This is a genomic window from Neoroseomonas marina, from assembly GCF_012927745.1.
Classification (GTDB): Bacteria; Pseudomonadota; Alphaproteobacteria; order Acetobacterales; family Acetobacteraceae; genus Neoroseomonas; species Neoroseomonas marina.
Genome location: NZ_JABBKX010000007.1, coordinates 186032 through 197463, shown reverse-complemented (window position 1 = coordinate 197463; position 11432 = coordinate 186032). Strand labels below are relative to the sequence as shown.

Genomic DNA, 11432 nt, shown 5'->3' with positions numbered 1-11432 from the left:
GGCCCGTCGGGCCTCGGTCGGGAGGCGCGCCACGCCGACGCGCTGAATCGGCTTGTGAAAAGGAAAAAAAACCTACATCTTGCCCAGTCCTGTCGCACGGATCCGCCCCATGCCCGCCGCCCTCGCCCCCCACCCCTTCCGCCCCCTCACCGACGCCGAATACGCCCTCCTCTCCCGTCACCTCCCGCCCACCGAAGGCCGACCCGGCCGTCCGCCCCAGGACCGCCGCCGCACGCTGAACGCCATCTTCTGGATCGCCTGCTCGAAGGGCCCCTGGAAGGACCTGCCGCCCGAATACGGTCGCGCCGACACCGCCTCGCGCACGCTGCGCCGCTGGGCGAAATCCGGCCACATGGACCTGCTGCTCACCCAGGTCGCCAATCGCGGCCCTAGGGATGTTGTCCTGCGCAACCTCGCCTGGCGCATCTGCCGCGCCTGGCGCCGCATCTCGCGCGTCGTGCGCCTCTCGCAGCTGCTGCTGGCGAAGCGTCTCGGCCTGCAGCCTGCCTTGCCGGCCGAACCGCATTACCTCCCCGATCCGGATTTGTCCGAAATCGTCCAGGCCAAGGTCCGCGTTGCATTCGAACGCATGCACCAGCAGCCGCCCGGCGTCTTCGGCGCGCTCGCCCGGCTCATCGGCCGCGCCGGCGGCACCCCGCGCCGCTGGCGCCTGCGCTGAACCGCCCCGATGGCGCGCTCAGATGGGCAAAGCGGTGGTGCTCTTCACCCGCTCCATCGCGAAGCGGGACGTGACCTTGCGCAGGCTCGGCACCTGCGCCGTAAGGCGGCGGTAGAAGGAATCGAAGGCCTGCATGTCCGACACCACCACGCGCAGCAGGTAATCCACGTCCCCGCCGAGCCGCCAGCACTCCACGATCTCCGGCATCTTCGCCACCGTCGTGGCGAAGGCCTCGATCCAGGGCGCCGAATGGTCGCCCGTCTCGATCGCGACGAAGACCGACACGCCCAGCCCGACCTTCTCCGGGTCCAGCAGCACCACGCGCCCGGTGATCACCCCTTCCTGCTCCATCTTGCGGATGCGCTTCCAGCAGGGGGTCGGCGTCAGCCCGACGTCCTTGGCGATGTCGGCCAGGGACAGCGCCGCGTCCTTCTGGATCAACCGGAGGATCGCGCGATCGGTGGCGTCAGGCTCGAAACTGCGGGTCACGGGCAAGTCCTTGGTCGGTGCTGCGGGGCGTGTAGAAGGAAAATCTTTCTGTTGCAAGTTTTCGCGGCATTTGGAGAACAGAATTCCAATCCAGTGCCGGAAACCCCGCCCATGACCTTCCGCCGCGACCTCCTCCTCCGCACCGCGCTGCTCGCCGGGGCTGCGGCCATGCCGCGCCTCGCCGCGGCCGGATCGGCCGTGCCGGCCTGGGCGCCGGACCGGCCGGTGCGCATCGTCATCCCGGTCGCCCCGGGCGGCAGCCTCGACATCCTCGGCCGGATCCTGGCGCGCCACCTGGCCCCGCGCCTCGGCCAGCCCGTGGTGGCCGAGAACCACCCCGGCGCCGGCAGCAACCTCGCCTTCGAACTGACCGCGCGGTCCCGCCCGGACGGGCTGACGCTCGTGATCGGGTCCGACCCGCTCACCATCAACCCCGCCCTCTATCCCCGCATCGGCTTCGACCCGGTGCGCGACTTCGCCCCGATCGTGGAGGCGGTGCGCGCCCCGCAGGTGCTGGTGGTCAACCCGCGCTCCCCGGCGACCGACCTCGCGACCTTCCTCGCCTGGGCGAAGGAGGCCGATGGCCGCCTGACCGTCGCCTCCCAGGGCAATGGCTCGATCGGGCACCTGGCTGGGGCGCTGTTCGCGCAGCAGGCGGGGGTGGCCTTCACCCATGTCCCCTATCGCGGCGGCGGGCCGGCCGTGGTCGACCTGGTCGCCGGCCATGTCGAGGCGCTCTTCGTCACCCTGCCGGCGGCGATCGAGCATATCCGCGGCGGCCGCCTGCGCGCCCTCGCGGTGACCGGCGCCGAGCGCGCCGCGGCCCTGCCCGCGGTGCCCACGGTCGCCGAGGCGCTGCTGCCCGGCTTCGACGTCGTCACCTGGCAGGGCGTCCTCGCCCCGGCGGGCACCCCGTCGGCCGCCATTGCCCGCCTCGCGCAGGACCTGCAGGACATCCTCGCCCTGCCCGAGGTGGCCGGCGACCTCGAGCGCCAGGGCTTCACGGTGACCGGCCACGGGCCGGATCGCTTCGCCGCCCTGGTCCGCGCCGAAGCCGCCCGCTGGCCCGAGGTCGTGCGCCGCGCCGGCGCGCGCCTCGAATAGATGGACAGGCGGGCCGCAGCCGTGGTGTTGGCGCCTCATGCCGGCCCGTCGCGTCGTCCTCGCCGCGTTGCTCGGCGGCTGCGCCGCGGAACCGCCGCCGTCGCCGCCGCGCCCGCTCGGGCCGCTCGCGGTGACCGTATCGGCCGAGTCCTGGCACACGGATCTCTGCCTTCGCGCCGAGGATCTCGGCGGGACGCGACTGGCGCCGCTGCCGGCGGCCGCGCCCGGGGCCGCGGCCTTCGCGCTGGGCTTCGGCCTCGAATCCTGGATGCGCGCAGCCCGCCCGGGGTCCGGGGAGGCCTTGGCGGCGCTGACGGGCGGACCGGCGGTGATCTGGCTGCGTGCCTTGCCGGGCCCGGTCCCCGCCGGGGCGGAGGAGGTGGTCTCCCTGCGTCTGCCCCCCAGCGGCCTGGCGGCCATCGCTGCCTTCGTCGCCGGACAACTCGCGGAACCGCTCCCGGCCGCCCTGCCCACCGGCGGGGCGGTGCTGCTGGCCTGCCGCCTGGCCTATGCGCCGGGTTTCACCTGCAACACCTGGGTCATGCGGGCGCTTGCCGAAGGTGGCCTGCCCGTTCCGGTGGCGGGCATCCGGCTGCGGAACGCCGCCATGGCGGCGCTGCGGGCCGAGGCTGCGCGCCAGACGAGGGCCTGATCCGCGCGGCACGCGTGCGGAATGTCACGGTCATGCCATCGTGAAGCGATTCATCTGCAACCATGAACGGGTTGAACAGGTTGATCCCGGGGTTCTGGATTCGGAAGTCGAGTTGATGTCGATACGTCGCGACCTGTTGCTGCGTTCCGCTTTGCTGCGCCTGCCCGATCTGGCGGCGCTGCGCGCCTCCACCCCGGCGGATTCATCGCCCGGGACAACCATGCCGAAGCGCCGTGCGACCTATATCCGGGTCGGCCGGCGAACGGTCTCGGCAGCGGCGAAGCCGCTCCAGAGAGCCGATTGAACAGGCTCGGGGAGCGCCCGCGGCGTTCCCCGTGCGCCGGCGGTCAGACGCGGCGGAACCGCGCCGCGAAAAAGCCGTCCATGCCGCCACGGTCCGGCCAGAAGTCCGGCCGGGTGCGCAGGCAGCCGTCGGTCACGGCGTCCGGCAGGCCCGGCAATTCCGCCGGCGTGAAGGGATCGTGCCGCAGGCCAGCGCCTTCCGCCCGGGCCAGGTGCGCTTCCCCTTCCTCCCGCTGGAGGGAGCAGGTGGCGAAGATCAACCGTCCGCCCGGCGCGAGCATCTTCGCCGCCGCCGCGATCAACCGGGCCTGGGCCTCCACCGCGCCCTGGACGTCGCGCGGCCGCTTGGTGTGTGCGACATCGGGGTGGCGGCGGATCGTTCCCGTCGCGGTGCAAGGGGCGTCGAGCAGGATGGCGTCGAAAGGCGCCGGCGGCGCCCAGGTCGCGGCATCGGCCTGCACCACGGTCGCCGGCAGGCGCAGTCGCGCGAGGTTCTCGGCCAGCCGCGCGACGCGGGCGGCGTCCCGCTCGACCGCCGTGACATCCGCCCCGGCGGCGGCGAGTTGCGCCGTCTTGCCCCCCGGCGCGGCGCAAAGATCCGCGATGCGTTCCCCGGGCTGCGGCTTCAGCAGCAGGGCGGGCAGCGCGGCGGCGGCGTCCTGGACCCAGAAGCGGCCCTCGGCGAAGCCGGGCAGGTCGGTCACCCGCGTCCCGGCCGCGAGGCGCCAGGACCCGGTGGGCAGCACCTCGGCCCCCGCGGGGGGCTCCGCGCCCGGCGCGGGCGTCAGGTCGAGCGGCGCGGGGCCGCGATGCGCCTCGGCGATCGCGCGCACCGCCGGGCCATAGGCGGCATGCCAGGCCGCCCAGAGCCAGGCGGGCGTGTCGAGGCGCGGGGCGTCGAGCCCCTCCAGCGCCGCCGGGCCTTCGGCCGCGACCTTGCGCAGCACGGCGTTCACCAGCCCGGCGAAGGCGCGCGGGGCCAGGGCGACCGCGGTCGCGACCGCGGCATGCGGCGGCGTCTCGAGCAGCAGCAGCTCCGCCGCGCCGATGCGCAGCGCATGGCGCGCCGGCGGCGGGGGTTCCTTGCGCAGGTAGGGGCTCAGCACCTCGTCGATGCTGCCCAGGCGCCGCAGCACCATCGCGGCGATGCGGTGCGCCGCGGCGCGGTCGCGCGGGTCGAGCCGCCGGGGCAGCGCCTCCAGCGCCTCCTCGAGCGGGCGGCGTTCGTCGAGGGTCGCGGCGAGCAGGTCGCGCGCGGCCTTGCGGGTCGGAAGTCCGGGGGGTGGGGTCAAGGGTCTCTGCGGGTCCGGGGGCGGGCGGCCCGCTTCATGGCACCCCGCGCCCCTGCGTGCTAGACGCGCCGGCATCATGCGCCTTGCCGCCTTCCTCGACCGGCTGCCCGAGACGCGTCGGCCAGCCCCCTGGCTGATCGCGCTTTGCCTCCTGCTCTGGCTGCCCGGCTTCTTCACCATCCCCGCCGGGGACCGGGACGAGAGCCGCTTCGCCCAGGCCTCCCGCCAGATGGTGGACAGCCACGACTACGTCCGCATCCGCCTCGGCGAGGTCGAGCGCAACAAGAAGCCCGCCGGCATCCACTGGGCGCAGGCCGCGGTGGTCCATGGGCTCGAGGCCGTGGGCATCCCGGCGCGGACGCAGATCTGGGCCTACCGGCTGCCCTCTTTGATCGGGGCGATGATCGCGGTGCTGGCGACCTGCCTGCTCGGCCGCGCGCTGGTGGGGCGACGGGCGGCCTTCGTGGCGGCGGCGATGCTCGCCCCCTGCATGGTGCTGGTGGTCGAGACGCACATCGCCAAGACCGATGCCGCCCTGCTCGCGGCCATCACCGTCGCGATGGGGCTGTTCGGGCGCGCCTACCTCACCCCTGATTCCTTCACCCCGCGCCAGGCGGCGGCCTTCTGGGCCGTGCTCGGCCTCGGCGTGCTGCTCAAGGGGCCGATCGCGCCGATGGTGCCGCTGCTCGCGGGCATCACGCTCGCGGTGATGGACCGGCCGCAGGGCGCGCCCCTGTGGCGGCTGTCCGCGCCCTGGCTGCGGTCGCTGCGCCTCGGCTGGGGCCTGCCGCTGATGGTGCTGGTCTCCGCCCCCTGGTTCGTCGCCATCGGCATCGCGACCGAAGGGCGCTTCTTCAGCGAGGCGCTGGGCGGGGACATGCTCGACAAGGTCTCCTCGGGCGAGGAGGCGCATTGGGGCCCGCCGGGGATGTATGCCGCGATCTTCGGCATCACCGCCTTCCCCTCGGCCTGGATCGTGCTGCGATCCCTGCCCGGGTCCTGGGCCGACCGGATGCAGGCGCCGGTGCGCTTCCTGTTGGCCTGGGCCGTGCCGACCTGGCTGCTGTTCGAGGCGGTGCAGACCAAGCTGCCGCACTACGTGCTGCCGGCCTTCCCGGCGCTGATGCTGCTCGGCGCGCGCTGGGCGATGGACCCGCTGCGGCAGGAGGCGCCCGCCTGGATGCGCTGGCTCGGCCATGTCGCGCTCGCGGGCGTGGCGGTCGGGCTGCCGGCGGTCGCCTTGGGTGCCGGGCTGTTCGTCGAGCGTGTCGTCCTGCCCGGGGCGGCGATCGGCGTCATCGCCGGCATCGCCATGGCCTGGCTGCTGCTGCGCATGGCCCGCCGGCAGGCCTGGGGCCGCGCGGCGCTCGCCGGCGCCATCCTCGCCATCCCGGTCTATGCCGCGGTGCTCGAGGGCGTGATCCCGCGCCTGACCTCGGTCTGGGTCTCCTCGCGCCTCGCCGCCGCGGTCGCCCAGGTCGCGCCCGGCCTGCCCGCGCGGAACTTCGGCGTCGCCGGGCATCACGAACCCTCCCTGCAATTCGCCATGGGCGGGGAGATCCGCCTGCTGACGACGGGTGAAGCCGCGGCTGCCTTCCTGGCGGACGGTCCCGGCCGCATTGCCGCCATCGGCGACCGCCAGGAAGCCGCCTTCCGGCGGGCCGCGGCGGAGCGGGGGCTGACCCTTCGCGACCTCGGCTCGGTGACGGGTCTCAACTATGTGCGCGGGCGGTGGATCACCCTCTCGCTGTTCAAGGTGGACTGAGGATGTTCGAGTGGGTGCGGAGCCTCGTGGAGGCTGGCGGCTATGGCGGCATCTTCCTGCTGATGGTGCTGGAGAACCTGTTCCCGCCCATTCCGTCCGAACTGATCATGGCCGCGGCCGGTTTCCACGCCGGCGAGCCGGGCGCCACCATCTCGCTGCCCGGCATCATCCTCGTCGCCGTGCTCGGCACCCTGGCCGGCAACCTGTTCTGGTACGAGCTCGGCCGCTGGCTCGGCGTCGAGCGCTTCCGCCCGCTGGTGCGCCGCTTCGGCAAGTGGTTCGCGGTGGAGGAGGAGGACCTCGACCGCGCGACCGACATGCTGCGCCGCTGGGGGCCCTTCGCGATCTGCATCGGGCGCGTGTTCCCCGGCGTGCGGACGCTGATCTCGGTGCCCGCGGGCATGGTCGAGATCCCGCGCGGGGTCTTCTACCTCTGGACGGCGCTGGGGTCGGGCGTGTGGCTCTCCTTCCTCGCCGTCGCCGGCTACTTCCTGCAGGACCACTATGCCCTGGTGGAACGCTGGGTCGAGCCGCTGGCCTGGGTGGTGGTGGGCGTCGCCGCCGGCGGCTACGCGGCGCATCTCGCCTACGCCTTCCGGCGGTCGCGGCGGCGCCGGCAGCAGCAGGGCTGACCCCGGTCCAGCGCGGGTCCCGGCCGACGCTTTTCCTTGACCCGCGCCGGCAGGCGCGGCGATTAGCCGGCGCCAAGTCGCATCGGAACCGATCCGTTGCGCAATCCCGAGCACGCCGCACGCGCATGAGCACGCTGGTCTTCTCCACCCGGAACCTTCCCGCGCGCGACCAGCGCGAGGCGTGGTGCGCCTGGTTCGATCCGGTGTTCGGCCTCGATTTCGCGGATGACCCCGATGGCACCGGCTTCGCGGCCGAAAGCACGGTCTGGCAGGCCGGCGGCGCCGCCTTCAGCCGGGTCTGCGCCCCGCGGCTGCGCGCCGTCCGCAAGGCCGTCCATATCCGCCGCGACCCCTGTGACCATTGGGTCATCGGGCTTGGCGGGCAGGCGTCCCGCCTGTCGCTCGAGGGCGGGCGGCTGACCGTACCGCCGGGGCAGCCCTTCGTCGTCACGCTCGGTGAGCCGTCCGAGAGCGAGCGCGAGGCGGACGACCGCCTGCACCTGTATCTGCCGCGCGATCGCTTCGCCGCGCTGGCCCCGGAACTGGACCGGGTGCGCGGCCGCGGCATCGACGGGGCCGCCGGCCGCCTGCTCGCCGACTACATGCGCCTGCTGGCGGACGCGATGCCCGGCCTCGCCGAGGACGAGCGCGCGCGGATGCCGGAGGCGATCAGCGCCATGGTCGCGGCCTGCGTCGTCCCGACGGCCACGCGCATCGCCGAGGCCGCCGCGCAGACGGACCTCACCCGGCTCGAGCGCGTCCGCCAGGTGATCCGGCGGCGGCTGGGCTCGGCCACGCTGACGCCGGCGACGCTGTGCCGCGAAGTGGGCATGTCGCGTTCGCAGCTGTATCGCCTGCTGGAAGGCGAGGGCGGCGTGACGCACTACATCCAGCGCCACCGCCTGCGCGCGAGCTACGCCGCGCTGACCGATCCCATGGACGACCGGTCGGTGGCCGCGATCGCCGCGGCGTGCGGCTTCCACGAACCGTCCACCTTCAGCCGAACCTTCCGCCGCGCCTATGGCGTGAGCCCGAGCGACGCCCGCGCCGCCGCCCGGGCGGGATCCGCGCCGGGACTGCTGGCGCCGACGATGTCGGCCGAGACACGCAGCCTGCGCGCCTGCCTGCACGGTCTGTAGCGCCGTCATCCGCGGGGCGGCGGTCCTTCCGGGCCGTGGCCCGGGAGGGTGGCGGCGCCGCGACTACCGCTGCTGCTGCTGGTTCCGCGGCCGCCGGCGCTGCTGCTGCGTCTGCGGCGTGGTGTTGCGCTGGTGCGTGGTGGAACCGCTGCGCCGCTGCGTCTGGGTGCCGCCGTGGCGCGTCGACTGGCGCGTGCTCGTGCTGCGGCCGCGCGCGGCGGGGCGCGCCGGCGCGGGCGGCGGCGGGCGGCGGACCATGAAGCGCTGCTGCGCGGGCGACATGGTCATCCAGCGGGCCTGCAGCGTGTCGTCGTCGGGCACCGACTCGCCCATCCGGGTCAACGCCTGGCGGGCGCGGCGCTTGTGCTCGTCCGTCAGGTCGGCCCAGGAGATCGGGCCGGGGCGGTAGACCTGCTCGGGGTCGGGATCGGGGTCGGTGATGACCGGCGCGGGTTCCTCGGGCGCGGCGCAGGCGCCGAGGGAGGCGAGCAGGGCGAGCAGGAGGGCGCGGCGCCCCATCGTGGGAACGGTCACGGGGCGATCTCCACCATCACGGGCACATGGTCCGAGGCCTTGGTCCAGCCGCGGGCGTCCTTGAAAACGGCATGGCGCGTCAGCGCGCCGGCGAGGTCCGGGCTGACCCAGATGTGGTCCAGGCGCCGGCCGCGGTCCGAGGCGCGCCAGTCGGCCGCGCGATAGGACCACCACGTGTAGAGCTTCTGGTCCGACGGCACGAAGTGGCGCAGCGCGTCGTGCCAGCCGCCGGCCTGCTGCCAGGCGGTCAGCGCCGCGACCTCGACCGGGGTATGCGAGACGACGTCGAGCAGCTGCCTGTGCGACCACACATCGTGTTCGAGCGGCGCGATGTTGAGGTCGCCCACCATGATCGCGCGCTTCGCCGGGCGCGCCGCCGACCAGGCGGTGCCTTCCGCCACGAAGTCGAGCTTGTGGCCGAATTTCGGGTTCTTCTCGCGGTCGGGGATGTCGCCGCCGGCGGGGATGTAGAAATTGTGCAGCTCGATCGGCCCGCCGGGGGCGTCGATGCTGGCGCCGAGGTGGCGGCAGTCGCCTTTCCCGCACCAGTCGGGATCCTCGGCGCGCATCAGCAGCGGCCGCTTCGAGAGGATGGCGACGCCGTTGTAGCCCTTCATGCCGCGGACGAGGCGATGTTCGAAGCCGAGGGCGGCGACGCCCTCATGCGGGAACAGCTCGTCCGGGCACTTGGTCTCCTGCAGGCAGAGCACGTCGGGCTCGAGCGCGGCCACCAGGTCGGTCAGCAGCGGCAGCCGGAGCCGCACGCTGTTGATGTTCCAGGTGGCGATGCGCAGCGGCGCCCGCCCGATAGCGGCCGTGCCGGCCATCAGACGATCTTCGTGCGGACCTCGCCCACGCCTTCGACGAAGCCTTCCAGCACGTCGCCCTTCACGACCGCGGCGACGCCTTCGGGCGTGCCGGTCATGATGAGGTCACCGGGGACGAGTTCCACGAGTTCCGAGAGGTTCGCGATGACCTCGGCCACCGACCAGATCAGCTTGGACAGGTCGGAGGTCTGCACGACCTTGCCGTTCACCTTGAGCTCGATCTTGCCCTTGGTGGGGTCGATGCCGGCGGCCGGGACGAGCGCGCCCATCGGCGCGGACTTGTCGAAGCCCTTGCCCATGTCCCACGGGCGGCCGGTCTTCTTCGCCTCGTTCTGGATGTCGCGGCGCGTCATGTCGAGGCCGCAGCAGTAGCCCCAGACATGGCCCAGCGCCTCGGCGACCGGGATGTTCTTCCCGCCCTTCCCGATGGCGACGACGAGTTCCATTTCGTGGTGCAGCGACTTGGTGACCGACGGATAGGGCATGTCGGCGTCGTTGATCACCACCGCATCGGCCGGCTTCGCGAAGTAGAAGGGCGGCTCGCGCGTCGGGTCCGAGCCCATCTCGATCGCATGTTCGGCGTAGTTGCGGCCGACGCAGTAGATGCGGTGCACGGGGAACAGCGCGTCGCTGCCCTTGACGGGAATCGCGGCGACCGGCGGCGGCGGCAGGACGTAGGACACCATGCGGGCGAGGCTCCGATGACGGGATGGTGCGGGGTCTATACAGGCGGTCGGCCGGTGCCGGAAGCCACCGGGGATGGCAGGCCGTCTTCCTGAGATTTCACATGAAGTTCGTGCCCCATCGCGAAGTCATGGCGATGAATTCAGGACCTGATCACAAAAAAGTAGCGCCCGGTCAGGGGGGTGACCGGGCGCCGTATTTTATTCCGATCGGAATGGTCGGGCGAGCCGGCAGGGGACACCGGGGGGCTCGACCGCCGGTCGATTATGAACCGGCAAGAACAAGCTACCCCGGCCAAGCCGCAGAAGCAAAAGACAAATCGCGTTCGACGTCCATCCCGGCACGCGATCGCGCCGCGGAACGTTACTCCGCGGCCTGGGCGAGGGTCAGGGGCGCGAGGCGGGCGGCGCGGTGCGCGGCGCAGGCCCGGCCGAAGGCCTCGAAGATCGAACGGCTGTCGACGTCGCGATCCCAGTCGTATTCCGGATGCCACTGCACGCCGAGTGCGAAGGCGCGCGCACCTTCGACGCGCACCGCCTCGACGGTCCCGTCCGGGGCCCAGGCCTCGGCGACCAGGCGCGGAGCCAGGCGCTGCACGCCCTGGTTGTGCAGCGAGTTCACCGCCAGCCGGCCCGCGCGGCGCGCGGCGAGGGTGATGACGTCGGCGAGGGCGCCGTCCGTCTCGATACGCACGCCGTGCGCCTTGCCGGTGCGCACCCGCGGGATCGGCTGGTCGGACGGCGTCGAGTGGTCCATCCGGCCGGGCAGGTCCTGGATGCGCTGGTCGAGGCTGCCGCCGAGGGCGACGTTGAGTTCCTGCATGCCGCGGCAGATGGCGAGCAGCGGCACGCCGTGGTCGATCGCCGCCCGGATCAGCGGCAGCGTGGTGGCGTCGCGCTGGTGGTCCTCCGGCGTGCCTTCCGCATGGGCGGGGCCGTCATAATGGCCGGGCCACACGTTCGACCGGCTGCCCGTGAGGATCAGCCCGTCGAGATGCGGCAGGAGTTCCGCGGAGAGATCCTCCCCGGCGGCGGGGAGGAGCACCGGCGTCCCGGAGACGGGACCGCGCACGACGCGGACATAGCTGTCCGACGCGGCGTGGTTGGGCGTTCCGAAGATGCCGAAGGGCTTCTGGCAGCAGGAAATGCCGATGAGCGGTTTCATCGATTGCTACACTTCCGCGACGTGATGGCGGGATCAAGGCGTCAGACAGGATTTTCGCGGATTGCGGACAAGCGTTGCCTGCATGCCGCGCATCCACGAAGCGACTGCCTCGCCGACAGTCAGGCGGCCCGAAGGGCCGAGGCCGCGACTGCGGCCCGCGGCGGGTGC

The 11432-nt window shown here is 73.0% G+C and carries 13 protein-coding genes; 7 read left to right on the top strand and 6 right to left on the bottom strand.

What is annotated here, in order from left to right:
- Positions 1-109 precede the first annotated feature (109 nt).
- Complete coding sequence (locus GWK16_RS18995) at positions 110-679, top strand: transposase (protein ID WP_170055543.1); 570 nt, start codon at positions 110-112, stop codon at positions 677-679.
- Positions 680-697: 18 nt separating this feature from the next.
- Here GWK16_RS18995 and GWK16_RS18990 read toward each other — a convergent pair whose 3' ends face one another.
- Positions 698-1168 carry an Lrp/AsnC ligand binding domain-containing protein gene (locus tag GWK16_RS18990; protein WP_170055542.1) on the bottom strand — a complete coding sequence of 157 codons (471 nt, stop codon included), beginning with the start codon at positions 1166-1168 and terminating at the stop codon, positions 698-700.
- A gap of 111 nt (positions 1169-1279) precedes the next feature.
- Here GWK16_RS18990 and GWK16_RS18985 point away from each other — a divergent pair, with 111 nt between their 5' ends.
- Genes GWK16_RS18985 through GWK16_RS18975 form a run of 3 tightly spaced genes read left to right on the top strand, consistent with a single transcriptional unit; the run spans position 1280 to position 3228 of the window.
- Positions 1280-2272 (top strand): Bug family tripartite tricarboxylate transporter substrate binding protein, encoded by a 993-nt coding sequence (locus GWK16_RS18985; protein ID WP_170055541.1) that lies wholly within the window; start codon positions 1280-1282, stop codon positions 2270-2272.
- A gap of 37 nt (positions 2273-2309) precedes the next feature.
- On the top strand, positions 2310-2924 hold the full coding sequence (locus GWK16_RS18980) for a DUF2459 domain-containing protein (protein ID WP_170055540.1): 615 nt from the start codon (positions 2310-2312) through the stop codon (positions 2922-2924).
- A 40-nt stretch (positions 2925-2964) separates the two neighbouring features.
- Positions 2965-3228, top strand: a complete 264-nt coding sequence (locus tag GWK16_RS18975) for a hypothetical protein (RefSeq protein ID WP_170055539.1) — start codon at positions 2965-2967, stop codon at positions 3226-3228.
- Between the two features lie 43 nt (positions 3229-3271).
- On the opposite strand, the gene GWK16_RS18970 is transcribed toward GWK16_RS18975, so the two are convergent.
- On the bottom strand, positions 3272-4519 hold the full coding sequence (locus tag GWK16_RS18970; protein ID WP_248291480.1) for an RsmB/NOP family class I SAM-dependent RNA methyltransferase: 1248 nt from the start codon (positions 4517-4519) through the stop codon (positions 3272-3274).
- Between the two features lie 76 nt (positions 4520-4595).
- Here GWK16_RS18970 and GWK16_RS18965 point away from each other — a divergent pair, with 76 nt between their 5' ends.
- From GWK16_RS18965 to GWK16_RS18955, 3 genes are all read left to right on the top strand, one after another.
- Positions 4596-6284 (top strand): ArnT family glycosyltransferase, encoded by a 1689-nt coding sequence (locus GWK16_RS18965; protein ID WP_170055537.1) that lies wholly within the window; start codon positions 4596-4598, stop codon positions 6282-6284.
- 14 nt (positions 6285-6298) lie between these two features.
- Entirely contained in the window at positions 6299-6916 is a 618-nt protein-coding gene (locus GWK16_RS18960) for a DedA family protein (protein WP_338144513.1), read from the top strand.
- A 125-nt stretch (positions 6917-7041) separates the two neighbouring features.
- Complete coding sequence (locus GWK16_RS18955) at positions 7042-8055, top strand: helix-turn-helix domain-containing protein (protein WP_170055535.1); 1014 nt, start codon at positions 7042-7044, stop codon at positions 8053-8055.
- 63 nt (positions 8056-8118) lie between these two features.
- Here the strand turns inward: GWK16_RS18955 and GWK16_RS18950 are convergent, their stop codons facing one another.
- The 4 genes from GWK16_RS18950 to GWK16_RS18935 form a co-directional block, all read right to left on the bottom strand.
- Positions 8119-8589: a hypothetical protein gene (locus GWK16_RS18950; RefSeq protein ID WP_170055534.1), complete on the bottom strand. Its 471-nt coding sequence runs from the start codon at positions 8587-8589 to the stop codon at positions 8119-8121.
- Positions 8586-9416, bottom strand: a complete 831-nt coding sequence (locus GWK16_RS18945; RefSeq protein ID WP_170055533.1) for an exodeoxyribonuclease III — start codon at positions 9414-9416, stop codon at positions 8586-8588. The genes GWK16_RS18950 and GWK16_RS18945 overlap by 4 nt, the downstream gene beginning before the upstream one ends.
- Complete coding sequence (locus GWK16_RS18940; protein ID WP_211187548.1) at positions 9416-10102, bottom strand: fumarylacetoacetate hydrolase family protein; 687 nt, start codon at positions 10100-10102, stop codon at positions 9416-9418. The genes GWK16_RS18945 and GWK16_RS18940 overlap by 1 nt, the downstream gene beginning before the upstream one ends.
- 361 nt (positions 10103-10463) lie before the next feature.
- Positions 10464-11264 carry a gamma-glutamyl-gamma-aminobutyrate hydrolase family protein gene (locus GWK16_RS18935; RefSeq protein ID WP_170055532.1) on the bottom strand — a complete coding sequence of 267 codons (801 nt, stop codon included), beginning with the start codon at positions 11262-11264 and terminating at the stop codon, positions 10464-10466.
- Positions 11265-11432 lie beyond the last annotated feature (168 nt).